The sequence below is a fragment of the Citrifermentans bremense genome (genome assembly GCF_014218275.1).
GTDB lineage: Bacteria > Desulfobacterota > Desulfuromonadia > Geobacterales > Geobacteraceae > Geomonas > Geomonas pelophila.
Genome location: NZ_AP023213.1, coordinates 3,913,119 through 3,938,237 on the forward strand (window position 1 = coordinate 3,913,119; position 25,119 = coordinate 3,938,237).

Consider the following 25,119-nt stretch of genomic DNA (forward strand, 5'->3'; position numbering starts at 1 on the left):
CCCGGTTTAGTACGACGACCAGACTGGCGTTTCTTTATAGTGGCAATCGACGTTGGAGCAGGTCTTGGCCTTGAACTGCGAAGACTGGCCCACGATGCCGTTGTACACGGCGGTCCCGCCGAAGTTGCGGGCAGGCGTGATGGAGATGGTGCGCCCGGTGCCGGGGATGGCCTCGCCCATGTCGTGAGCGGCGCCATTATGGCACACACCGCACACCGCCGTCCACGAAGTACCTGAACCGAAAGCATCGCTGGTAGCGGTCAGGGTGGCGTTGTTACGCTGCACCAGGTAGGCGATGTGCTTCTCGTGCGCCCCCTTCCCCTCTGCTACGCCGGAGCGCTCCAGCTTGTCCGCCCAGGTTCCAGGGCCGTAGCCGTGGCAGCTGTCGCAGTTGCCGACGCCCCACTTGACGCCGTCCATGTGCCTGCGTCCGGCCAAGGTGCCGGTTGCATCGCCGTTATGGCCGTGGCACCCGGAGCAGTCGGTGACGTTGGTGTTCATACCCGCGTGGGTACCGGCAGGCTGGAAGCCGGTGTCGCCCGGGACCTTGTGGCAGACGTTGCAGTTGGCGACCGACTTGGAGCCGCCGGCGACGTAGCTTGCGCTGGTCCAGGATGGGAACACCGCGGTCCCGACGTTGGCCGCTAAAAGCGTGCCGCCGGTCCCTGCCGGGTTGTGGCAATAGGTGTTGTTGCACTTGGTGCCGCTGTAGCTCGCGCTCATGGCGCCGTTTTTGGTTGCCAGCCCCTGGAACGCCGGGGTGGAGCTGGAGTTTATGTGTGCGAAGTTGGTCGGGATCGGACCATGGCAGGCCTCGCAGCGGTAATCGACCGTCGAGTAGTTGCTGAAGCCGATGGTTCCCCTCAAGTGGGTCTGGTGCGCGCCGACCTTCGGATCGTTGCTCACGTTACCCGCGCCGGAAACGGTTCCGGTAAGGCCCGAGGCGTTTCTCGGCGGAGCCACCACGTAGCGGTTATCGGGGGTGATGGTCTCGGTCTCGGTGCCGTGGCACCCGGTGCACCCCATGCCGTTCACGCTGAAGCCCTTGCCGTGCTTGTGGCAGTCGATGCAGTCGCGGCCGTCGGTGCCGAAGTGGTTCCCCAAGGTCGCCGTGGTGGCGAAGGGGTGCGCCTTGGTGCCGTTGGCGCCGGTGGCGTCATAGGTGTGGCAGACCTCGCAGATCTTTTGCGAGGAGGCCCTGGGGGTTGCCCCGGAATCCCATCCCGGTACCGGCTGCGTCGCGCTGGTGCCCGTCGTCCTTCTGTAGTTGATCGGCTGCCCTGCGCCGGGGAGCTCCCCTTTGCTGGCGTCGGGGGCGGCGACCGTTTCGCGGATGCGGTTCACGTTCCTCGTGGCCGCGCCACCCTGCACGTGGCAGGTGGAGCAGTCGAACTCGCCGTAGCGGGCGTTCGGGATCCCCCATCCGCCGTTGGCGCTCCACTTGGCGGAGCTGGTGCTGTCGGAGTTGTGCAGCATCGGGTTGTTCACGGTCGAGGAGACCGCGACGTTCGCCGGCGAGCCGTGGAGCGACGCCGAGGCGGCCACGGTCGTCTTGTTGACCACGTTCTTCGCCGCCGTCGCCTTGGCGGAGACGGTGAGGGTCACCGAGCCGATCTGGCCGGAGTTGAGGACGATGCTCGGGGCGCTGAACGACGAGGCGTTGAAGTCCGTGCTGTTGGTCTCCGACGGGATCGCCAGGTTGTAGGTGACCGGGGTGCAGCCGGTCCCCGAGTCGGTGTTCTTGATGGAGACCGTGTACTTCATGCTCCCGCCGCGGTTCAGGTATCCGGAATCCGGCCCCACGATGAGGAGCGGGGTCTTCTTGGTGCAGCTCACCACGTTGAGGGTGGTCTGCACGTCGCCCGTGGTGACCACCGCGTGACTCGCGTCGGCCGCGGTGAAGGCGCGAGTTTTGCCGGCGCCGCCCAGGTGGTCCACGGTGGCCTTCACGGTCACGGTGGTGGTGGTCTGCGCGCCCGGGGCGAGGGTGACCGAGGGAACCGCGAGGGTCGGCGGGTCGAAGACGTCACCGACGTCGGTGTCGGACACGCCGAGGTTGAAGGTGGTGGAGCCGCACCCGCCGTAGTCGTTGTTGACCACCTTGAGGTTGTAGACCGAAGTCCCGCCGTCGACGGTGATGGTGGAGGCTACGCCGCCGGTCGGTGTCAGCAGGGTCAGGGTCGGGTCGTTGCGCACGCAGGCCGCGGCGGTGGTGAAGGTCCTCGGTGTCGCGGAGCTCTGGTTCCCCACGCCGTCGCGCGCCTTGACGGTCCAGGTGTAGGTGGTCCCGGCGATCAGTCCGGCGGGGGCCCAGGAGGTGGATGCGATCCAGCCGCTGTTGGTGCTGTACGAGGCGCCGTCGTTGATCTCGAAGTAGTAGCTGACGTTGCCGACACCGGCGTCGGTCGCGGCGCTCGACTGCAGCGTCGTGTTCATCGCCTGGTCGGTGGAGGCGTCGGCGGGGAAAACAGCCGTAAGGCCAGTCGGGGCGACGGTATCGACCTGCACGGAGCGTGTGAGCCCGGAGAGCGCGGAGACGTTCCCCGCGGCATCTTTGACCCACGGGTAGAGGGTGTAGCTGCCGTCAGCGGCGACCAGGAAGGTGGCAGGCGCCGTGGCACTCCAGCCGGCAGCGTTGGCGGCGGGCTGGGTGCTGCTGCTGGTGATGAGGTAGGCCGCGACCGTGGTGCCGACGTCGGTGCCGGTGATCCCGCCGATGGGGATGTTGCGGCTGTTGGTCTGGGTGTTGACGGTGAAGCTTCCTACCGTCGGCGCGGTCATGTCGACCACGACGGTTACGGGGGTGGCGTAAACGGTCGAGACGTTCCCGCCGCCGTCCTTGACCCAGGGGTAGAGGGTGTAGCTCCCCGCCGCTGCGACGGTGAAGGTCGCAGGCGCGGAGGTGGTCCACCCCGCGTCGCCGGCGGCAGGCTGGGTGGCGCTCGTGGTGATCAGGTAGCCGGAGATGCCGCTTCCCCCCACGTTGTCGGTGCCGGCGAAGGAACCTGCGGTGATCGGGACGGCGAGCGTGTTCCCCGGTGTTTTGGCTGCGAAGCCGGCGTTCACGGTCGGCGCGATGGCGTCGGGGCTGATCGGGGTGAGAGGTCCGGTCCAGACGTCGCTCGCGTTGTAGTAGTTAACGTAGCTGTCGTATTCGAAGATCTTGTAGTAGTAGGCGGTCCCGTTCACGAGCCCGACGCTGTCGGTGAAGGTGGAGAGGTTCCCCACGTAGCGCACGGTGCCGCTGCCCAGGGGGTTACCCGTGGCGTAGGTGGTGCCGTCGACAGGCTTCGTCGTGTCGCTGCTCGCGGTGTAGCGGACGATGATCACGCTCTGCCCTGCGGTGCCGTAGCTCCAGTTCAGGGTGACGCTCGCGTTGCCGACGCTGTTGCTTCCCCAGGTGGAGGGCGCATGCACGTTGGAGAGGGTGAGCGTGGTGTCGGCCGTGTCGCTTCCGGCAAAGACGTTGCCGCTGGTGATGGTGGTCACCCTGGCAGTGGTGGCGGTAAGCCCGGCAGGCGCGCCAGCGGCGCGGCTCTTGTAGGTCGCGACGATCTTGTAGTTCGCGGAGGTGTTGGTCACCGGGATCGGTGTGCCGCCGCTGAAGTTCCAGGTGTCGGAGCCGGGGTTGTTGACCGCGGTGAAGTAGGTGGTGGTTCCCGCCTCGTTCTGGATCGAGAGGCTGGCGATGGCCGAACCGTTGGTGGTGGTGACGGTGAGGCCCGTCACCGAGTCGGTGGTCGCGGCCGAGCCGGTCACCAGCGAGAAGCCGTCCAGCTTCTGCGCCGCCGCCCCGGGAGCGACGTTGGCGGAACTCCCTGCGGTGCCGTTGCCAAGGGTCGTGGTGGCGGGGTTAAGCCCGATCACCGCGAAGCCGTAGCGTGCGGAGGTCCAGGTGGGGCGCGGGTTTTCCGTGCCGCTCGCAGTGATCGGCTTGGAGCCGACCGCGTCTTGGTACAGGCTGCCGTTGGGCGTGTCGAAGTGCTCGGTGTAGCCGGTCGGCAGGCTCGCTGCCAGGGCGCCGTTCAGGTTGGAGCCGTAGATGGCCGTGCCCCCTGCGGTGACGTTTATGGTGCCGCTGGTCGGGGTGGTCGCGGAGGTATCCGAGGCCACGGCGCGGGAACCGGTGGTTGGCGTCGCCTGGTTCACGTTTGAGTAGAAGGCCGCGGAAAGGCCTACGCCAGCCGACGGGGTCGAGTTCCAGGTGACCGTGATGCTCGGGGTGGTTCCCGTAGCCGCCGCGATCTTCGCCTCGTTCAGGTACCCGAACCAGACCTTCATGCGGCTCGAGGTGTCGGTCGCCACGATCTTGGTCAGGGCCTGCCCGCCATAGCTGACCGTCGGGGTGAAGGTGGTGATGGCCGAGCCGTATTCGGCAACCACCTTCACCACCAGCAGGCGGTTATTCCCCGCCCCCTTGGGGAGCGTCATGGTCGGCAGGGTGGAGGTGGTCCCGGTCCCCAGGATCGCCCACTGGGTCTGGACCGCGACCGCAGCCTGGGCGTCTTTGGCTTCCCGCATCTGCAGGCAGAGCACGGTCGCCAAGATGGTGAACAACGCGACCAGGCAGGCTCTCGCGCCCCACCCCATGCCCTTGATATTTTTAACGATCACTTTTCCCATGCTGATTCACCTGCCTTTGCACTCGATGTGTCATGGTTTATCGCTTCGTTTCGGTACACAGTCATGCCCCCCTATTGCGGCAGCCCGGTGTGGCAGGCTGCACAGGCCAGCGGTCCCTTGGTGCGCCACTCCATCTGCGTGCCGTTGTGGCAGGCGACGGTGGAGCAGGTACCGCCGACGTAGCTCGGAGTGCTCCGGGCCAGGTCGTAGGAAGTGGCGGTCTTGTAACCGTTCACGCGGGTCCAGCTGGTGTACACCGACTGGACGGCCTCGACGCCCATCCTGAGCTGCGCCTTGGACTTCACGTTGAACGGACTCATGAATACCACGTCGACGTCGCCGTTTATGTGGCTCTGGCTGGTGGCCAGGACCTGCATGTTCCCCTTTAGCGGAGCCGAGCCCGCGGTCACGTGGCAGCTGGAGCAGACGCTCCCCTTGTCGTTGTAGGAGACCGCGACGGTCGCGTTGTGGCACAGGTTGCAGTTGAAGGTGGTCGAGGTTGCCGGGTCGCCGTGGGCGGCGCCTGAGCCCGGGGCGCCTGCGACCGCTATCCTGGCGCTGTAGCCGTCGAAGATGTCGTTGTAGTGGTTGCCCACCACGTGCCGCGCGTGGGCGGCCGAGCCTTCCTTGCCGCCGGTGTTGGGCGAGTTGCCGTGGCACTGGGCGCACTTGTCTACGCCGGCCCACGGGTCGACCGCGTACCAGTCGGGGGTGGTCTGGAACTGGTACTGCTGCGTCGTCTCGGAGACGAAGCCGTTGGAGTGGCAGTAGACGTTGGAACAGACCACGCTGCTTCCCATGGTGTAGCTCGTCACCCACGGGCCGCCCGCCTTGTTCTTGGTCTTGACGGTGCCGGCGAGGCTGTGGCTCGGGTCGAGGTCGAGCTCGACGGTGGCGTTTTTGTGGGTGCCGGAATCCATCGGGTGGCAGAAGCCGCAGCCGTATTTAGGGAAGCCGTCCTTGTACTCGATCCCGTAGATCCACGAGGTGTCGATGAAGTCGCCGGCGGAGAGCTTCTTGCCCGCGAGGAACAGTTCGGCGTCGGTGTGGAACTTGTGCGCCCCGATCAGCTCCTTGTTGATGCAGGTCGGGTCGCTCGGGTTGCAGGCGGTGACCGAGGAGTGGCAGCCGAGGCAGTCGTCGACGGTAACCTCTACCTTGCCGTTGAGGTGCTTGCTCTTGTCGACGAAGGCGACGTTGGACTGAGCCACGTGGTTGTGGCAGGCGGAGCAGTTCGTGCTGGCCGAGTGCGGGTATGCCGGCGGGTTCATGTGGCACTTGGCGCAGCCGGTGCCGCCTAAGTAGGCAGGGTCGTTCCAGGAGGGGCTGGAGCCGGTCCCCTGGGCCGTGCCGTCGGAGGTTTTCCTGATCCCGGCGTGGCAGTAGGTGTTGTTGCAGGTGCGGGTCGCCGGCACGTACTCGGGGACCATGGCAGCGCCTTCCACCCCGCCTGCATAGCTCGGGTGGGTGGCGGTGGAGCCCCAGGTAAGCGTGGCGGGGAGGCCGTCCATGTGCCCTGCCGCATCGACCGTGGCCGGAACCGCATGGCACTGGTCGCAGGTGATCGGGTTGGAGTAGTTGTGCGTCCCCGCGAGGTGCGAGACGTGGGTCCCGACGTAGGGGCTTGCCGGGCTACCCGCTGTGTCCTTGAAGGTAGCGCTGGTCAGCGCGCTGTTGGCCGAGCCGTGGCACTTCTCGCAGGTGGGGAGCGTGGTGGAGACCCCCCAGTTGCGCGTCGCGCGCCCGTGGCAGGCGCTGGTGGAGCAGGTGCCGTACCCTTCGCCCGGGGCGTTCTCCAGGGGCTGTGAGTAGGTGGTGCCGGCCCCCTTTTCGGTGAAGGCCAGGTTGATGGTCCCGTTGGCGTGGGAGGTGCCGGTGCTGCTTGCCGTGTTGCCGGCGCCGTGGCAGACCGAGCAGCTGTAGACGCTGTCGACCGTGTGCCGCTTGTGGCTTCCCAGGTTCAGGTCGGCCTCGGTCTCCTGCAGGGCTGCCATGTTGCTGTGGCAGCTGCCGCAGCTAAGCGTGCCGTTGGCGCCCCAGGCGGGATTTCCGAACACGGTGGCCTGGCCGTTGCCGCTTGCCCCCTGGACGTTGCTGTGGCAGTAGGTGGCGCAGCTTTTGTCCGCCTCGCTGTAGCTGCCACCGACCTTGAACTCGACCTCGCGGACGCGGTTCAGGTGGTTCGAGGAGTAGTCGCGCATCTTGGCTGCAACACCGCTGTCGACGGTCGAGTTGTGGCAGTTGGCGCAACCGGTCGAGTCGGTCATAGAGGCGGTGTGCTTCTCGTGGCTGTTGGCAGTCTTCAGGGTGCCGTCGTACTTGTTGGCGTAGTTAGGCGCCCCTGCGGCGCTCGTCCAGGTAGCATCGGCGGTTCTGCCGTGGCAGCCGTTGCAGGAGAGCTTGGCGTCGCCGCGCCAGTTCTTCGAGCCGGTCATGCTGGCGAAGACCGGTGTGGCCTGGCCGGAGCTGTGGCAGTAGACGTTGGAGCAGATGCCGGAAGAGGTCACGTAGTTGGCGCTTCCCCCAGCCTTCACGCCGGAGTAGTCCTTGAAGCTGTTGGAGTGGACGGTGCCGGTGATCGCGGTGTTGCTGGCAAGCGAAACGGTCTTCGCGTGGCACTCGGCGCACATGAGGTTGTTGCCGCGTCCCATGGTCGTGTCGTTGTCCATGTGGGCTGAGTGTTTCCCGGTCGAGATGGCGACCGTGCCGAGCCCTGCCGGGCCGCCGTGGCAGCCGCTGCAGTTTTCCGGCATGCTCCCGCCCCACACCGGGGTCGCGGTCTGCTGGCCGTTTCCGTTGCTATGGCAGGAGTTGGAGCAGGTGCCGCCGTAGGTCCCGATCGGGTGCTTCTCCAGCGGAGAGAGCGAATAGTTGGAAACGTCCACCTTGGTGTTGGCGTGGGAGAGGCCGCCGGAAACGCCGCTGACCGCGCCGGCGTGGCACGCGTCGCAGCCGGTCCCGGGGAGGCCCAGGTGCTTGTCGTGGCTGCCGGTCGCGGGGGCGCCGGTGGCGGTGAAGGCGCCGGCGCCGCGGTGGCAGGAGGCGCAGCCGGAGTTGTTGCCCCAAACCGGCGACTGGATCGGCAGCGGACCGTAGGGGTCGGCGTGGCAGGAGGCGGAGGAGCATGTCCCGGTGTAGGTTCCCGGCGCGTGCTTTTGCACCGGCGAGCCGGAGTAGTCGTTGGCGACCTCTACGGTCCCGTTGGCGTGGGTGAGCCCGCCGCTTGCGTTTTTCACCGCACCGTCGTGGCACTGGTTGCAGGCCGAGCCGGCCAGCGCCATGTGCTTGCCGTGGCTCCCCGTGTCGGGCGCGCCGCTGGCCAGGAAGGTGCCGGCGTTGTTGTGGCAGGCGCCGCAGCCGGCGCTTTGCCCCCACTGCGGGGACGGAGTGGACTGCGTGCCGTAGGGGCTCGCGTGGCAGGAGGCGTTGGAGCAACTGCCGTAGCCGTTGCCCGGGGTGCCGGCCTTGTCGTAGCCCCCAAGGGCCACGTCGATGCTGCCGTCCACGTGGGTGCTAGCACTGTAGCTCGTCGCCGAGGCGCTCGCGTGGCAGGCGCCGCAGTCGCTGTTGGAAGCGAGGTGGCGGGCGTGGCTGCCGGAGGAAAGCGCGCTCGTCTTGTGGCAGGTGTTGCATGCGCCGCTGGCCTGGTCGCTCCAGGCCGGCGAGGTGTAGTCGCCGGCTGTAAGCGGGCCGCCCGTGGTGCTTTGCCCGGAGCTGTGGCAGTACAGGTTGGAGCAGCTCCCCACGACCCTCGTGGCGGACTGGCTGGGGAGGTAGGCGAAGTTGGACCCGGCATAGGAGCCGACGGTCACCATGATGTTCCGCCCTGCGCTGGTGGCGTGCTGGAACGGCTTCGCTTCCTGGGTGTGGTCGGTATGGCACTTGGCGCAGACGGAGAGCTCGCTGCCGTACAGCTCCAGGTGCTTAGTATGTGCGTAACTGTCGGGAACGGCCTTGTGGCAGGTCCCGCAGGAGGTGCCGGAAGGCTGATCCAGAACCGGCGAGGCCCATTCCGGGGTCGCCGTCTCGAAGTGGCAGTTGACGTTGGAGCAGGTCCCGAGGGTTGCCGGGGGAACGGAGGTCTGATTGAAGAACCCCCTGCTGTAGCTCGCGCCGGGGTGGCCGTTCAGGTTCTGCTGCACCTGGATGACGCCGTCGCGATGCCCGGTGCTGGTCACCTGCGCCCCGTGACACTTGGCGCAACTGTCGGCCGTGCCCCCTGCATGGGTCTGGTGGTTGCCCCGAAACGCGCCGCTCTCCGGATCGCGCTGCCCCGTCAGAGAGTCGAGCGGAGGCATGGTATGGCAATCGTCGCATTTAAGATCGTATTGCGGCGCGGCCAGCGCCAGCGATGCAGTGAACATCACAACACCGAACAGCACCAAAGCAAGGATCGTTCGGAGGTTGCCATATCCATGTCTGCGGTAGCTCTTCATTTTAAGCTCCTTCTCTAACCCTCGGATCTATAACTGAACCAGCTTATTTCCGGCGGGGGGGGAAATCCCCCCGCCGGAAGCCTGTAACATGTTTCGTTCTGCTGGGTAAAGCGTCTTCTTACCGCCTGATGCAGGCAGTTACTACCTTTCGATGCTCCACTGCGGGCTCGGCCTGAAGTGGCAGCTCACGTTGAAGCAGCTGCCGGACTTGTTCACCCCGCCGGAAACAAGCTGGGCGGAGGTGTAGCTTACCAGGGCCTCGTCGCTGAAGCGGTACTGCGGGTCGACCTTCACGGTCACGTTCTGGACGAAATCCCTGACCGGAAGCGCCCTGTTGTGGCCGGCCTGTCCCTCGAAGTGGCAGGGGAGGCAGTTGGCCCAACCCTCGGAGGGGTTGGCGTCCTTCTTGATGTGCGCCGCAACCACGTGCGCACCGCCGCCGCCGGAGTAGTCTTCGAACTTGGCGGAAGACCAGTTACCCTGTACCGCGAAGGAGACCGCGAAGTTGGTCTTCCTCGGAGCCGGCGGGTAGCCGTGGCAGGCGTCGCAAGCGCCGTTGGCCATAAACGCGAGGCCGGTGGACGGGTTGTGGGCGTGGCAGTCGAGGCAGTTTTTGGTGGATTCGACGTGGGTTGCGCCGGTGCCGTCCTTCTTGAAGTACTGGGTCGCGGTGTGGCAGACCTGGCAGACGCCGGTGTTGGCGCCGTTGGCGAAGGTGTTGTTGCCGGTGAAGCTCACTGCGGTGCCGTTGATCGTGCCGTTCACCATCATGTTGTTGGCGGTACCGTGCGCGTTGTGGCAGTCGGCGCACTTGGAACCCAGGCCGGAAGCCTGGTGCACTTTAACGCCGAGCTTGAAGCCGGTGACCTTCCCTGCGTCGGTGTGGCAGTAGTTACATTCCTGGTTCTCGGAACCGGTCAGGGTGGCAAGCAGGCGCTTGTCGCCGGCTACGCCGTTGATGTGGCCGGAGTTGGCGTCGTGGCAAGAGGAGCAGGAGACGCCGGCCTTGCCGTGACCCTTGGTCGCTGCCAGGGTCTTGTCAGGAGCGGTGAGCGTGCCGATGACGGAGAGCTCGCCGCCTGCGGTGCTGTGGCAGCTTTCGCAGGAAACGCGCCCTGCGGTCCAGTTGGTGCTCTGCTTGTGGCAGCTGGAGCAGGTGCCGACCTTGTTGTAGCCGATGGCGAGGTTGACCAGGCCGTCGGCGTGGCTTGCCGCGGTGTTAGGCGTATGGCAGCCGGAGCAGGAGGTGGCCGCGGCGCCGTTCATCCCCGGGCCGTAGCTAGCCGTGAAGTGGGCGGAGTGGGCGTTGCTGGAAACCAGGCCGTTCACCGTGGTGGAAAGGGCCTTGTGGCAGGTACCGCAGGCGCCGGAAGCGGCGTCGGTCCATTTCGGGGTCCCGGTAAGGTGGCAGGAGGTGGCGCAGTTCTTGGTGTCGGTCGCGAAGCTGTTCACCTTCACGCCGGCAACCTCGACGATTGCGTCGCCGTGCAGGGCCTTGTTGGCTAAGGTGCTGCTCCCGGTGACGGTCTGCGCGTGGCAGGTGTCGCAGGAGTAACCCTTGCTGGCGACGTGAGCCGCGTGGGCGTTGGTGGTAAGGGTTGCGGCGTCGCCGTGGCAGCCGGCGCAGCCAAGAGACTGACCCCATTTTGCGGCGCCTACGCCGGCGATTTTGCCGCCGCCGTCGTGGCAGGATACCGCGGAGCAGCTGTTCCCTACGATGCTGAAGCTCTTGCCGTTGCCGGCCGCTACGCTGCGGGTGCCGTCGGTGTGCGGAGCCCCGGCCTTGATGCTCAGGCCGTCGGTGGTGGTGTCGACGTGGCAGTTCTGGCAGCTTTCCGCCCCGAAGACGTGGTTTGCGTGGCTGTTCGCGCGCGGCTGGTCCGCCCCGGCGTTCGCGTAGTTAGGCTCGCCCGCGATAGAAGCGAAGGCAGGCGCCGCGTCGGAACCGTGGCAGCTTTTGCAGCTGAGCGCCTCGGTCTGGGTCCAGGTCACGCTCTTCTGGGTCCCCTTGCCGTCGCTGTGGCAGTAGGAGGTGGAGCAGGTCCCCGCAACCGGGGTACCCACGTGGGCGCCCGCCACGTCCTTGTTCCTGTTGGCGTGGTTTGCGAAGGTGCCGATGGTGCTGTTGTCGGTCACGGTGGCGGAGTGGCACTCCACGCAGCCGTAGTTGGTCCCGAGGAAGCCGGCGTTGTTCACGTGCTTCGCGTGCTTGCCGGAGAGGGTGTTGCTGGTCGCGTCGCCGTGGCAGCCGGCGCAGTCAAGGGCAGCGCCCCAGGTCGGCGGGGTGTAGCTACCCTGGCCGTTGCTGTGGCAGTAGACGTTGGAGCACTTGTTGCCGGCGAAGGAGCCGCCGTCGGTGAAGCTGACTTCGATCGCGCGGCCGGCGCTGGTTGCGTGGCTGAACGGCTTGGCCTGCGCGGTGTGGTCGGTATGGCAGTTGACGCAGGAGCCGGTGCCGGTGCCGAAGTAGGCGGCGTGCTTGCTCCCCAGCGTCGGGTGGTTGCCGGAGGCGGGAGCGACGTCGTGGCAGGCGGAGCAGTCGCCCGGGGCCTGGAACGGTGCGGAACCCCAGGCCGGGGTCGCCTTCAGGTTGCCCTTGCCGTCACTGTGGCAGGCCACGGTGGAGCAGGTACCCATCGGGTTCGGCGGCACCGAGGTCTGGTTCACGAAACCGGCCGCGATCTTCCTGGAATAGCCGATGCCGTCGGCAAGCTCGATGGTCTTGTTCCTGTGACCCATGGCGTAGCCACTCGCGTCGCCGTGGCACTTGGCGCAGGAATTGACCGCTGCCGAAGCGTGCCCCTGGTGGTTGCCGGGGATGGCGCCCGTGTAGGGGTTCTTCTTGGCGGTGCCGGAATCAAGCGGCGGCATCTGGTGGCAGAAGGTACAGTCATAGCTGTACTGCGAGGCAGCCTGTGCCTGTCCGGCACCAAGCGCCATCAGTGTCAGCACCAGAAGTGCCAGCACCGATAAACATCGTCCTCCATACTTAGATAACATCTTTTCCTCCTCTGTAAGGATGCGTTCCTTTGTTGCTAGTTTTATTGTTCAAGCTGAATCGGCATCAGATCCAGAAACTTGACCTATCTTTCGCTGCTCCACCTGACCGACGGGCTCATGTGGCAGGCGATGTTGAAGCAGCTTCCGGTGGCGTTCGGCTCGGCGTTGGTGAGCTTCGCGCCGGTGTACACCGTGAAGCTGTCGGCAAAGCGCAGGCTGTTGTCCACCAGCACGGTGACGTTGTCGATGTGGTCTTTAACCGGTGTGGTCATCTTATGGTACGGCGTGGAGCCGGTGGCACCCGCGTTGTGGCACACCGTACAGTTGGTCCACCCTTCCGACGCCTTGGCGAACGGCGAGATGTGCGCAGCCACCAAGTGGGCCCCGCCGCCGCCGGAGTAGTCCTCGAAACGAGCGCTGGACCAGTTGTTCATCCTGCCAAAGAGCACGGCGCTAGCGGTGCGCTTCGGTGCCGGCGGGTAGCCGTGGCAGGCGTCGCAGGTGCCAAGCGGCACGAAGGCGGCACGGGTGGCATCATGCTTGTGACACGTGAGGCAGCCGGTGGTGGGGTGCCCCCCACTTTCCGGTACTCCTGCCTGGTAGTGCGCGGTCTTGGTGTGGCACACCTGACAAAGACCCATGTTGGTGGTCAGGTCGACGAAACCGGTGCCGGCGTCGGTATAGGTGATGCTCTTGCCGTTGATCACGGTCCTGATCTGGGAGAGGTTGCTGGTGCCGTGCGGATCGTGGCAGGTGGTACACGCCATGGTGGCATCTCCGCCCTTAACGGTCACGTGGCTGGCCATGTTGAGGTGGTTTTCCTGCACCACCGCGGCGTCGTTGTGGCAATAGCTGCACTGAGCGTTGGGGCTGACGGTGAGCGGAGCTATCAGCCTGCCGGCGCCGCCGATGTGGCGCTGGTTCCTATCGTGGCAGGAGAGACATCCCTTCCCTGCAGCGCCGTGGCCGCTGGTGGCGGCGAGCCCCTTGTCCTGGGCGGTTTTGCCATTGATCACCGAGAGGGCGCCTGTATGGCAGCTCTCGCATGTCACCGCGCCGGAGGTCCAGCTTACCCGCTGCTGATGGCATGGGGTGCAGCTGCCGGTCCCGGAGCTCAAGTAACCAAGACCGGTATTGATATCGACGAGGCCGTTTGCGTGGGCCGCACTGAGGTCCCCGCTGTAGCTATGGCAGGCCTGGCAGCTCGTCACGGAGGTCTGCGTTAGCATCGGCCCGTAGGAGGTGGCCGAACTTGAGAAGTGTGCAAAGTGGGCGCCGCTGGCAATAAGGGCGCTCCCCGAAGACGGCAAGGTGGCGTGGCAGGTACCGCAGGCGCCGGTGCTGGCTACGCCCCACTGCGGAGTGGCTGCGAGGTGGCAGGCGGTGGTGCAGGTCTTGTTGCTGCTCATCACGGCAAGCCTTGAGCCGCTCACTTCCACGGCGCTGTCCATGTGCGCCCCGTTTGCAACCAAAGTTGTATTGCTTTGTGCCGTGGCGGAGTGGCAATCGGCGCAGCCTGCTCCTTTTTGAAGGTGCTTGGCATGCGACCCGGAGGCGAGGGTGGAGGAGTCGCCGTGGCACCCGATGCAGCCGAGGGCGGTCCCCCAACTGACCGGCGCCGCGTTGCTGAGGATACCGCTGCCGCTGTGGCAGTTGATGTTAGAGCAGGTCCCGCCGGTGGAGAGGTACTGGTAGGTGAAGGATGCACCCGGCCCGGCGGTGACGTCATACACCCCATTCTCGTGGTTGGCCGTGTTGGTAACGGTGGTTCCGGTCGAGGTCGTCCCGAAGTGGCATTTGTCACAACTGAAATTATGGCTGCCGTGGCTGTTCGCCTTGGGGCTGCCGTTGGGGTAGTTCGGGGGGAAACCATGACAACCGTCGCACCGTAGATCAAGAACGTTGTTCATGTGCACCGAGGGGCTCGTGTTGTGGCACTTACTGCAGTCGGTGCTGCTGCTGTGTGTATTACCGGGATTGAACCACTGAGTAACAGTCGGCGGGTACCCGTGACAGCTATCGCAGGACGCCGTAAAGGAAGCTCTGGGGCTATTGTGGGCATGGCATTTGTTGCAAACCTTGGGATCTGTGCTTGCGTGCTCCGGAACGGAAGCAGGCGGGGTGTGGCAACCCTCACAGACACCGTTACCGGAACCGTTCTTGTACTCCAGGCGGCTGCCGGTATAGCGGAAGAATACTTGGCTAGTGCTCCCGGGCATATAGCGACGGATAAGTTTGATGTTGCGACCCTGCGCAGCAGTCGGGTCCTTGGGATCGTACTCAACGTGGGCGCCATGGCAGTCGAGGCACTGGATGTCCTGGCCCTTCCCGTTGTGATTCATCTTGCCTGTGTGACAGTTAGTGCAGATGTTTATGGAATCAGGGGCTCCGGGGTCAACTTTTGCTCCGCGCGGGTTGGTGCGCAGGAGATTGCCGTCCCCGGAACTGAGGTTCTTGAAGCCGTTCACGTAGTTGGAGCTGCGTGAATCCGCGGAGTGCACTCCGTGACAGGTCGAACAAAGGATTTTGCCGTCGGCGCTGAACCTGCTTCCGAGGTCAGAGGTCGGATTGGCGGGATTCGCGTTCACCGGGGTCATGCCGACAAAGTTCGCAGGGGAAGCTTTCACTGCGGCGCTATATCCGATGAAAACAGGGTGGGTGCCTGTTGCGGCGGTTGTTGCAGCACGTGACCGGTGGCAATCCAGACACATCTGGTCAGCGTAATTGGCGATACGGAGGAACCTCTTGTTGGTATTCAGATGCGGGTTGTGACAGTTCGCACAGGAGAGCTGGGTCCCGGTGTAGCCCTGTACCTGAACCATAGCCCCTGCAGATGGCGGTTGGGCGCCGGCACCGGGATTCACGATACTCCCCCCCCACCGGTGCGAGGTGTTGGCCTGGTCGGCATCGCTGAACTTGTAAACAGAGGAACCGGTCGCACTGTGACAGTTCAGACAGGTGCCGTTGAACAGGTTACTGTCCGGAGGCGCCGTCGAGTTATGACACGTTATGCAGGAGCTGACATGAGGAGCATCAACTGCTCCGGCATTATTGCTTATAATGCCCAGCATACCAATGTACAGTGCTATAAGTATCAGTCTTTTCATCATAGGGTCACCGGTATATCCAGTTAGTAGTGCAAATCCGCATCAGTGACAGCCGAAACACGCTGAAGTGTAGTTCGCAACCACGTCCACAGTTCCATTCTGGTGTTGACTTGGCGCGGTGATGTAATTGGAAACTATATAGCTCCCATCAGGTGACGGATTCGATTTTGCATCGGGGTGACATGTCTCACAATTGTTCGCCCCCGGTATGCCGTTGCCATGCATGCCGCTATGCCATTCATGCCCCGCCTGGGGCGGGTTGCCGTGGCAACTGCTGCAGTTGGTTGCAGGGTCATCCTGCCATAGGGCAGTCGCATTGCTCATGCCGCCGTAAGTGACTGTTACAGGCACTGACGCATCAATGCCCCAGTCCCATATGTAGTATGTGAAAGTACCTGCCGGTATGTTGTGACACGCTATGTTTGAGCAAGTCGCCGCGTTACTTGTCTGAGGCGAACTCCACGCACCGGACGGGACATAAACCGGGGCAGGACCTCCGGGCTGATAAGCTGGTTTGGAACTATCCTTGAAGAATGTGTCCGACGCGACAAATGAGCTGCCAAGATCATGGCACCCCTTGCAGTCATTCATAAATGCCTGGTGCTTTGTATGAATGCTGTTAGGGCACAGATCGTTGTTATTCGCGTCAAGACAATAGTTCGCTGCGTGGCCCGCAGAATTAAGCCCAGCCAGGAAAAGGGCCGCTGAACAAAGCGATATTGTAATTAGTCCTTTCATGTAATACTCCCTGCTAATTTATGGACTGAATTGCCGGCTGCCGTCGGATTATTTTTGAGGGGGATTGGGCTTCTTATACTTTTTTAAAACATAGCCATTGATAGAAGCATCATGCGGGACCCATTCCTGCCCATTGTAAATGTACTCGCGTTTAACAGTGGTGTTATAGTAGACCTGATGTATTGTTGGATTACCTGGAGCGCTTGGCAGATACTGTTTTTCTGCAGCCAAAGCGGCTAGTGGTGTAACCAAGGCTATTGAACCGAGCAGCAAAAACATGGCCGAAGCAGTCAAAGCAACGGCAGTGACCTTTTTCAATGTGGTTCGTAGATCCCGCTGTCTATTCAATTTCATGCCATCCCCCCTCAATAACTCGGTTGAACCTATTTACAAGAAGACAGACTCCCATCTGGACATCGAAGTCGCATGCCTCTTCGTTTCTCATCCTCAATGCAGGTGCACGCAAGCAGCAAAAAACATACCACATCAACAACAGACGCAACCACGGATATCGTGACTAACTCAGCCACCTGCCGGAGTTCTCAGCCTGATCAGGAAGTCGCACTAAATTTCTTCAGGACCCCTCACAAGCAACAATCATCCATCCGAAGGTGAACTGGCCTGTCAAGGGAACCGCGCGGAGGGATAAGTCTGAATAGCTAAAGAAAAAAACGGCAGGAGTAGCTGGCAAAAACTCGGTTGAGAGAAGAGCCGTCCAGGCGACAGCAGGCATGAAAGGTAACGCAAAAGCAACGGCAAAATTAAAAACAGAAAGGGGCCTCGAAGTGAAGAAACCCAGAGGAAAAGTGTAAGCGGGAGGGGTTGACTAGGCGCGGGAAGCGTTTTTGCCGGTTCCGCGCCCTGCACCGGTCCGTGTGTTCACGGGGAAATGCGGGCATATCGCCGCACCACAGTAACGCAATGACAACAAATATATTAGAGGAAACCAACCACAAGACTCTCTCCGCACCCAAGCTTGGGCTCCGCATTGAGGCTTAGAAAGCATGCAATCCAGCCGCCCGGCAGTGAGGTTTCGGGACACCCAAAATGGTAATGTCGTGGTAACGATAGCATTAACCATACCCACCGATACCTGCACCCCCGGAATTACAATTTCACCCTCAGCATCCCCTGCGAGCGAAGCGGTGCCTGCGATGTTGTGCCACTCGGGCACCTTGCCGAAAAACTGGGCGTAATGGCTCATCTCGCGGATTCCCAGGTAGTCACAGAACAGCCCTATGCCGAAGATGGCCAGGTGCTTGGCGCGCAGCCCTTTTTGCGGCCGCTGACGGCCCAGGTATAAAAGATGAGCGCCAGCATCATCCAGAAGAGCAGGGGAGCGAGCTTCGAAGCCGTCATCAAGAGCGCTTCCTCTCTTCGCGCACCACGCAGCCGTCGTCCATGTGGATGGTGCGGTCCCCCCAGGAGGCCACCTCCTGGTTGTGCGTCACCATGACGATGGAAAAGCGCTCCTCGTCGCGCAGCTCCTGCAAAAGCTCCAGCACCATGGCGGTGCTCTTGTGGTCCAGGTTCCCGGTCGGCTCGTCTCCCAAGAGGAGCTTCGGGCTGTTGATGATGGCGCGCGCAATGCAGACGCGCTGCTGCTCTCCCCCCGAGAGCTCCGAGGGGCGGTTTTTGAGACGGTGCCCGAGCCCAACCCGCTCCAGGGCGAGCCTTGCCTCCGCCTCGTCGGAAACGCTGTGGAAGAACTGCGACATCATCACGTTTTCCAGCGCAGTGGGGTAGGGGATCAGGTGGTGCTGCTGGAAAATGATGCCGACGAAATCGCGGCGAAAGCGCGCAAGGCCATCCTCCGAGAGCGCGAGGAGGTCCGTCCCCCCGACGCTCAGCGCTCCGCCGCTGGGGCGGTCCAGCCCCCCCACGAGGTTCAAAAGCGTGCTCTTGCCGGAGCCGGAATGTCCCATCGCGGTGAGCCATTCCCCTTCGGCAACCACGAGGACCGGGGGGGTTCAGTGCGCAGATTTCGCCGTAGCTCCGGGTGAGTCCGCGGTTTCTACGATTGCAGCAGCCATTTCAGATGCCTTTCTGTTCCACGATTTCTTTCAGAGCCTTTCGACCTGGAAGCGCCTTTCAAGTCCCCGCCCCCGGAGTGGGAGGGGCTAAAGATGTCGCTCCCCAACAGGTAGCCGCTCACCCCTGCGGCCAGCACCAGAAGAAGGGCCTCGGCGCTGAAGACGCGCAGGAGATGCCAGCGGGTCCCCCCCATCGCCTTCACAAGCCCGATCTCCTTGCCACGCTCCAGTACGGTGGTGCTCATGGTCCCGGCGACGCTGCTCCCGGCGCAGATCACCACCACCGCCGTCACCAGCAGCACCAGAAGTTGCACCTTGGCAAGGAGTTCCTCGCTGGTCCGCCCCACCTGGCGCAGTTCCTTCACCACCGCGCCGGGGAGCAGGCGTTGCAGCGACTGGGCCCCGGCCTTGACGCTCCACCGGCTCGGGTCGACCAGCAATCGCGCGAGGCTCACCTCTCCCGGATGTCCCGCCGCCCCCTGCAGCTCATTCAGGTCGACAAAGAGTTCGACCGGGTGCGGCGGCTTTCCCCGAGCGCCCTTTTCAGCGGCGCGAGGCCGCCGATGAGCGCCACCAGGAAGGAGGAGCCGAGGGCGGTAGGGAAAAGCCAAGCGGGGGAGCTACGGCGGAATCGAAGACGGCACTGCTGACGACGACGGCGAGCCGGTCGCCCGCCAGGTACCCGATCACCCCGCCCAAGAGCGCTATGGCCAGGGTCTCGCCCAGGAAGACGGCGGCGATCTGGAAGCGGTCGGCGCCCATCGCCTTCATCAGGGCGATCTCGCCGCTTCTCTCGGCCATGGTTGCCATGAGGCTCGACGAGGCGGCGATGGCGGCGGAAGAAAGCGCCAGCAGAGGTGAGGAGCAGCATCAGGCTGTTCAGCTTCTTAAGAAGCGGGCCTTCGGCGCTGGCGATCTGCCAGATCGGCTTGGCCCGGCTCCCCGCCATCACCTCTTCCACCCCCTTGGCCACCGAGGTGACATAGGCTGTGCAGTACCACTTCTCGTACGCCTCCTTGCTCATGGAGGCGGGATCCTTGCGGCCGAAGTCATCCATGGGGACGGTGAGCGCGCTCACCAGGACGCGCGAGAGCTTCCCCGGCTTCCCCGGCTTCCCCGGCTTTCCCGTCAGCGCCTGCACCTCGGCCAGCGGGGCGAAGGGCTCTTCCTCCTCGAAGCCGCCGGTGGCTGCGATCCCCACAACCTTGAAGCTGCGGGTTCTGCCGGCAGCGGCGGCGACGATGTCCGAGCCTTCGGAAAGCTTCAGTCTCTTGGCGAGCTACGCCCCCACCACGGCCTCGTCCGGGGTCTCCGGCCAGCGGCCGGAAAGCTCCCACCAGGGAGCGGTCACCTTGACCCCCTGGATGCTCTCCGGCTCCCCCTCGACCTGCAGCGGCCTGCCGAACCAGGTGCCGGCGATGATGCCGCGCTCCCGGCCGCCGGGGGCGGAAAACTCCGCCTGCGCGAAGAGGAAGGGGGCGAACCCCACGATGTTGTGCTTCCAGAAGATGGTCTTGATCTTGGGGAGGTCTTCGGAGTTGAGGGATCCCGCCTCTCCCGCCGCCGGTTCCAGGACGATGTTGGCGCCGTAGCTTCGCAGCTCCAGCGCCATCTTGTGCGAGAGCTCCGCGGAAATTCCCAGGAAGGAGGTGGCGACGGCGGATCCCATCACGATGGAGAGGCGCACCAGCAGCACCGGCTTGGGGCGCTTCAGGATGGAATTTTTCAGGATGCGCAGGTGCATTGGAGGAGCCCCGGGGTCGTGGCTTGGAGAATGGGAATATCAATCCTTGCCGTGACGGGCAAGGAGGTCCGAGATGTCCCGGTCCTTGAAAGAGATGGACGGCTTCACCGGGATGTCGTACCCCGGCCTGCTGCCGGCCATGCCAATCGCCAGCACATAGACGTCGGCATCCCCCGGCGCCAGCTGCCTGGGCCCCCACTGCATGAAAAGGAACCTGCTGGTGGGGCTTTGCAGCGGCACCCTCTCCTTTTCGCTGGCGAAAGAGCCGCGCCGGTTCGAGAAGTAAATCAGGTCCGGGCGCACGCCCAGCGACTCGATGAAGTTAGCCAGGTTGGTGTACCCCTTGGTCTCGCCGGCGGCGCTGTTGCCGTGGTCGTACATGCCGAAATAGGAGTCGCGCGCGGGGTCGAGCCCCGTCTCGTACTGGAAGAGCCGCCCGTCGCCCCACCCCACGTTCCCCGTGGAGCCGCCGTACTCCCCGACCGAGGGCTCGTCACCGTAGACGTAGAAGTAGAGCGCCGGGGCCTTCCCCTCGTTGCGGACCCTGTTCACCAGGACGAAATACGGCTCCCCCGCCTTGAACACGGCGAAGCGGTCAATGTGCAGCACCATCCCCTGGCCTGCGACGCGGTGGGAGCTTGAGAGCACCATCTTCTCCCGGCTGGAGACCAGCACCCGGCTCCCCAGGAACTCCCACTTGGAAGGGGAGAGCTGACGCGAGCTCTCTCCAAGGGCGATCGCCTCGCTGGCGTTGCCCCAAAGATGGCGCCACTTCTTGCCGTCGAAAAACGCCATCCCCGACTCGCCCTCCTGCGGCGAGGCGTTTCCTGACTCGTACGGCACGTTCCCCCCCACGAAGAGCCCCCGCGGGATGGCGTTGCCGGCGTCCACGAACCGGCTGAAGCAGGTGAGAAGCATGGTCCCGTCGGGAAGGACGTTCCTGACGAAGCCGCTGCCGTCGGACTTGAACCAGTCGTACTGGAGATGGGCATCCCTCGCGGCGTGCGACTTCCGAAAGCGCAGGGTTTTAGCGACCTTGTCCCAGTGCAGGGCGAACAGGAGCCGGTCCTCCTGCCCCAGCAGGATCTCGTCTGTCAGCACCAGGCGGTAAGGCCCCTGGCGCAGCAGGTAGACTCCCTGGTAATGGCGGGTGACCTCCACCCGCACCAGCCAAAAGAGCGCCAATAGAAGTGCCAGCGCCGCGCCCCCGACGCAGCACCAAACCTTCCGCTTGAACTTCGGGTCGAGCATCAGCCACCTGTTAGCTTTCAGAGAATCTACCAAGGAATCAGCGAAGTAGATTCACTCTAATGAAGATAGCAATCAGCAGCAACCCAAATTATTCTCATGACAACATGCATAGTTTCGGCCTGTGGAAGCCCCCCCCGCCCCTGCTGCCACCTGCGAACCAGGGCCTGCGAACCGCAGTCTTCGGCAGCCATCCTCATGTTTTACCAAACCCTGCCTCTTGTTTGCCTGTAAGCTCATTTAGCGCCTGCCAGAATGTAATTGACGGATAGAGGATTTTACGGTAAAAGGTAGCTCTGCAAACCACCGGCTTCACCCCCGGTTGTGGCAAGGATACCAGCAGGTTAGCTCGCCCGGTGGGCGCAGGACCAGATAAAAGGCCGGAGTAACTCAGTTGGTAGAGTAGCTGATTCGTAATCAGCAAGTCGGCGGTTCGAGTCCGCTCTTCGGCTCCACAAAAAAGCCCCCTCAACCCGAGGGGGCTTTTCCTTTTCCTGCAAGGGGGGGCTAAAAAATTGAAAGGCCCGCCGGGTTCGGCGGGCCTCTGGTTGTAGCGTCTACATTTGGGAACCCTTTTCAAGGGTGGATGCCGGTGCCTATACGGACCGGACAGCTACAGCTTTCAAGTTTTGAGAATCCTGATCGGTGGAGTTTCCTCTATGGTCGGTTGCCTCCTTCTTCGAGATTTCTCTTAGCTAGCTAGCTGAGTGTTACAGTATCATCGGGCGCACCAAAGAAACAGTCTGTTTAAATTTTTTTTTTGCCTGTATACTGCTCCAGTTGCCCCCTCCAAAAGCCCTGCCTTTGTCTATGAGCAAACGCTAACCTGCCCATGCAGTACCTGAACCACCTGCGGACTCTCTGTGGCTGTCCAGCTGCACTCACAGCTCGGCCACGACGTTCCAGAGTCTCAATCAATTGTACAGTGCAGCCGTTCTGGAAGTGTTGTTCATGGCCCCGACGCCCGTGCTGGTTACCTCGACGCCACCTTTGCTCCGCTGTGCCTGGTACTGTGTCACGTTGCCGTGATCGTTGAATGAGGCAACCGAGTTGCCGCTCTTGACGTTCCAGTCGATGGAGAGCGTATCGAGATGGGTGTCGCCCCGGTAATGGTTGAAGGTATAGGTGACCGTGTCCCCGTTTTTGCGGGCGTTCACCTGGAAGCGTTCCCCGTTTTCCGCGTACTGGAAATTCTTCTCTCCCTGCGCCACGGGGTTGTTGCCGCTCCAGAACTCGATGGTGTTGAAGAGGACGAAGTCGACGAGCGCGGCTATGCCGTACACCGGCACGATTATGAAGACCCAGGTGACAAGACTGCGCAGGAACTTGTCGTGCACCTCGCCGTTGACCCGGTACACCTTTTTGGTCAAGGCCATCTTCCCGTAGCACCCCTGGAGCGAAGCCATGGCGATTACCATGGCAAGTACCGTTGCTGTTACTCTTTTCATGATTCCCTCCTTTTGCATTTAATTGTTCCCATGCCATCCTCCTCTTTAGAAGAAGAGCAGACGGGTGAAGGTTACCCCCACTGCGGGGAAAACCTCTCTATGAAAACCGTTACCGATTTCCGGTAATAGTCACTGCTATCACATTTGTGCGGCGAGGTACAAAGAAAAGAGGCCTGCTCTTATGCGCGGGCCTCCTTTTGTTTGTTCGATCCCTCGTTGCAGGGGTCACTCCAGTGCTTCTCGCACCGGATTGGTTACTTCTGTCTTGTAATGGGAATTCTCTTCGGTGGAGTCTCCTTCGATATTGCTACCTCCTTTTTCCGAGATCCTGTTACAGCTAGCTAGCTGTGCTTAACTATACCACCTATCGAGGGTTTTCACAGAGAGTGTCAATTTTTTTCTTGAGCATGTGCATCATCGCTATGACTCAAAACTACCCTCCCTGCTTGAGAAGACATCGCCCAACTGCGGCGTGGAGACTGGACTTTGAAGATGTGGATGCTAAAATCCGTTGGTGCATTAGCCGGGACTTATACTCCGGCAGTGATCCCGGAAAAGCTGCCACAGCAAGGGCGGATGCACCGGGGTGGCAACTACAGCGTTGAGAGCGGGAGCCCAAATGAGAACCTCGGCAATCCTCGGGATATTTATCCTCTTAGTAGCAATCGCAGCGGGAATCGGGATCTACTACTTCGTCGACACCTCAGGCCCCGCCCTGGCGCTCTCCCGTCGCCCGGGTCCCATCGCCTCCAGGGCGGACCTCGTTCTGACCCTGCGGGACAGCGCTTCGGGCCTCAAATCCTTGAATGTCGCGGCGGTGCAGGGAGAAAAGAGCTTTCCGCTTCTGAATAAGGAATACCCGGCGGGGACCACGGACGCGAAAGAGGTCTTCCGGCTCCCGCCGCCGCCCGGGCTCAAGGAGGGGCCGGTGACACTGCAGATAGCTGCCGTTGACCGGTCCCTGGTCAGGTTCGGCTCGGGCAACAGCACCGCGGTCGCGCTTCAGTTCGTGGTGCAGAACAAGCCACCTGTCGTCACCGTAATCAGCACAGCGCATAACGTCTCTCCGGGAGGCTCCGCTCTCGCCGTCTATGCGCTGAACCGGGACGTCGTGAAAACCGGCGTCACCTTCGCGGACCGTTTCTATCCCGGCTATAAGCAGCCCGAGGGTTTTTACGCCTCCCTGTTCCCGTTCCCCTACGACGTCCCCCCGGAGCGTTTCATACCAAAAATCACCGCGGTGGACCAGGCGGGGAACGAGCGGCTGACGGGGATCTATTACCGGGTCCTGGCCAAGGCCTTCCCCAGGGACCGCATAGAGTTGAGCGACGCCTTCCTGGAGAAGATCTTCTCGGAATTCAAGGACCGCTTCCCCCAGGTGACGAACCCGCTGGAGCTGTACCTGAAGGTGAACCGCGAGGTGCGGCAAAGCGATGCGAAGATCCTGCAGCAGTGCGGCCTGAAAACCTCCCCCACCCCTCTTTGGGAAGGGGACTTCCTGCGCCTGCCCAATTCGGCCCCGCGCGGCACCTTCAACCAGTTGCGCAGCTACTACTACAAGGGGAAAGAGGTCGACCAGCAACACCACCTGGGGATCGACCTGGCGTCCCTGTCCCACGCCAGGGTCCCCGCGGCCAACCGCGGCAAGGTGGTGTATGCCGACGACCTGGGGATCTACGGTCAGTGCGTCATCATCGAACATGGGATGGGGCTGCAGACCCTTTACGGCCACCTGAGCCGGATCGGCGTGAAGGAAGGGGACGAGGTGAAAAAGGGGGACACCATCGGCGACACCGGGGACACCGGGCTTGCCGGAGGAGACCACTTGCATTTCGGCGTGGTGGTGTCGGGGCAGGAGGTGAACCCGATCGAGTGGTGGGACCCGTCCTGGATCAAGAACAACGTGACGGACAAGCTGCAGGAGGCAAGGGACGCCGCGGCTGCGGCTGCCGGAACCGGGAAGTAGGGCGAAGTAGCGACGATCAGGATAGGTGGAGGTAAAGATGCATCAACTGGTGCTGGTGCGGCATGGCGAGAGCGCCTGGAACAAGGAGAACCTCTTCACCGGCTGGACCGACGTGGAGCTCTCCGAGCGGGGCGAAGAGGAGAGCCGCGACGCGGGGCGGCTCATGAAGGAGCACGGCTTCGTCTTCGACGTCGCCTTCACCTCGCTTCTCAAGCGTGCGGTAAAGACCCTCTGGATCATGCTGGAACAGATGGACCAGATGTGGATTCCGGAGCACAAGGAGTGGCGCCTGAACGAGAGACACTACGGCGCTCTGCAGGGGTTGAACAAGGCCCAGACGGCTGAAAAGTACGGGGACGAGCAGGTAAAACTTTGGAGGCGCAGCTACGAGGTGCGGCCGCCGGCGCTTCCCGAGGGAGATCCGCGGCACCCGTCGTTCGATCCGCGTTACCGGTCCCTCCACAAAGAGCTCCTACCCGACACGGAGTGCCTAAAGGACACGGTGGAGCGCGTGCTTCCCTTCTGGGAGCAGCAGGCGGTCCCGGCGCTTCGGCAAGGAGAGCGCATCCTGATCGTGGCGCACGGCAACAGCCTGCGGGGGCTGATCAAGTACCTGGACCAGGTGTCCGACGACGGCATCGTGGGGCTGGAGATCCCGACGGGAAGCCCGCTGGTGTACCAACTGGACCACGATCTGAAACCTATCCGCCATTACTACCTGAAAGACCTGGCACAGGATGGGTAGCTCCACCCATCGGTCAAAAAAAGGGGATAAG

The 25,119-nt window shown here is 63.0% G+C and carries 14 protein-coding genes, 1 tRNA gene and 1 pseudogene; 3 read left to right on the forward strand and 13 right to left on the reverse strand.

Going from position 1 to position 25,119, the window contains the following annotated elements:
* Positions 1-6 precede the first annotated feature (6 nt).
* The 12 genes and pseudogenes from GEOBRER4_RS17365 to GEOBRER4_RS17410 all read right to left on the reverse strand — a co-directional run bounded on the left by GEOBRER4_RS17365 (position 7) and on the right by GEOBRER4_RS17410 (position 20,932).
* Entirely contained in the window at positions 7-4,623 is a 4,617-nt protein-coding gene (locus GEOBRER4_RS17365; protein ID WP_185243316.1) for a CxxxxCH/CxxCH domain-containing protein, read from the reverse strand.
* Positions 4,624-4,694: 71 nt separating this feature from the next.
* The gene (locus GEOBRER4_RS17370) at positions 4,695-9,059 is read right to left on the reverse strand and encodes a CxxxxCH/CxxCH domain c-type cytochrome (protein WP_185243317.1); all 4,365 of its coding nucleotides are present in this window, start codon (positions 9,057-9,059) and stop codon (positions 4,695-4,697) included.
* A gap of 141 nt (positions 9,060-9,200) precedes the next feature.
* Positions 9,201-12,059 carry a CxxxxCH/CxxCH domain c-type cytochrome gene (locus tag GEOBRER4_RS17375; RefSeq protein WP_185243318.1) on the reverse strand — a complete coding sequence of 953 codons (2,859 nt, stop codon included), beginning with the start codon at positions 12,057-12,059 and terminating at the stop codon, positions 9,201-9,203.
* Positions 12,060-12,142: 83 nt separating this feature from the next.
* Positions 12,143-13,969: a CxxxxCH/CxxCH domain c-type cytochrome gene (locus GEOBRER4_RS20145; RefSeq protein ID WP_226377963.1), complete on the reverse strand. Its 1,827-nt coding sequence runs from the start codon at positions 13,967-13,969 to the stop codon at positions 12,143-12,145.
* Positions 13,970-14,755: 786 nt separating this feature from the next.
* Positions 14,756-15,169, reverse strand: a pseudogene (locus GEOBRER4_RS20295) (cytochrome c3 family protein); the annotation flags it as partial.
* A 39-nt stretch (positions 15,170-15,208) separates the two neighbouring features.
* Positions 15,209-15,904 carry a CxxxxCH/CxxCH domain c-type cytochrome gene (locus GEOBRER4_RS20455; RefSeq protein ID WP_185243320.1) on the reverse strand — a complete coding sequence of 232 codons (696 nt, stop codon included), beginning with the start codon at positions 15,902-15,904 and terminating at the stop codon, positions 15,209-15,211.
* Between the two features lie 48 nt (positions 15,905-15,952).
* A complete protein-coding gene (locus tag GEOBRER4_RS17390) occupies positions 15,953-16,258 on the reverse strand; it encodes a hypothetical protein (protein ID WP_185243321.1) in 306 nt (101 codons plus the stop codon).
* A 1,004-nt stretch (positions 16,259-17,262) separates the two neighbouring features.
* Complete coding sequence (locus tag GEOBRER4_RS17395; protein WP_264177092.1) at positions 17,263-17,829, reverse strand: ABC transporter ATP-binding protein; 567 nt, start codon at positions 17,827-17,829, stop codon at positions 17,263-17,265.
* 89 nt (positions 17,830-17,918) lie between these two features.
* Entirely contained in the window at positions 17,919-18,392 is a 474-nt protein-coding gene (locus GEOBRER4_RS17400) for an FtsX-like permease family protein (protein WP_226377827.1), read from the reverse strand.
* A gap of 35 nt (positions 18,393-18,427) precedes the next feature.
* Entirely contained in the window at positions 18,428-19,138 is a 711-nt protein-coding gene (locus GEOBRER4_RS20460; RefSeq protein ID WP_449727632.1) for a hypothetical protein, read from the reverse strand.
* Between the two features lie 78 nt (positions 19,139-19,216).
* Positions 19,217-19,681 (reverse strand): hypothetical protein, encoded by a 465-nt coding sequence (locus tag GEOBRER4_RS20165; protein ID WP_226377828.1) that lies wholly within the window; start codon positions 19,679-19,681, stop codon positions 19,217-19,219.
* A 39-nt stretch (positions 19,682-19,720) separates the two neighbouring features.
* Positions 19,721-20,932, reverse strand: a complete 1,212-nt coding sequence (locus GEOBRER4_RS17410) for a hypothetical protein (RefSeq protein WP_185243322.1) — start codon at positions 20,930-20,932, stop codon at positions 19,721-19,723.
* A 376-nt stretch (positions 20,933-21,308) separates the two neighbouring features.
* Here GEOBRER4_RS17410 and GEOBRER4_RS17415 point away from each other — a divergent pair.
* Positions 21,309-21,384: transfer RNA gene (locus tag GEOBRER4_RS17415), tRNA-Thr, on the forward strand.
* Positions 21,385-21,843: 459 nt separating this feature from the next.
* On the opposite strand, the gene GEOBRER4_RS17420 is transcribed toward GEOBRER4_RS17415, so the two are convergent.
* Positions 21,844-22,377 (reverse strand): DUF3332 domain-containing protein, encoded by a 534-nt coding sequence (locus GEOBRER4_RS17420; protein ID WP_185243323.1) that lies wholly within the window; start codon positions 22,375-22,377, stop codon positions 21,844-21,846.
* Between the two features lie 619 nt (positions 22,378-22,996).
* On the opposite strand from GEOBRER4_RS17420, the gene GEOBRER4_RS17425 reads away from it, so the two are divergent.
* Positions 22,997-24,343 (forward strand): M23 family metallopeptidase, encoded by a 1,347-nt coding sequence (locus GEOBRER4_RS17425; RefSeq protein ID WP_185243324.1) that lies wholly within the window; start codon positions 22,997-22,999, stop codon positions 24,341-24,343.
* 37 nt (positions 24,344-24,380) lie between these two features.
* Positions 24,381-25,088 carry a 2,3-diphosphoglycerate-dependent phosphoglycerate mutase gene (gpmA, locus tag GEOBRER4_RS17430; RefSeq protein WP_185243325.1) on the forward strand — a complete coding sequence of 236 codons (708 nt, stop codon included), beginning with the start codon at positions 24,381-24,383 and terminating at the stop codon, positions 25,086-25,088.
* Positions 25,089-25,119: the final 31 nt, after the last annotated feature.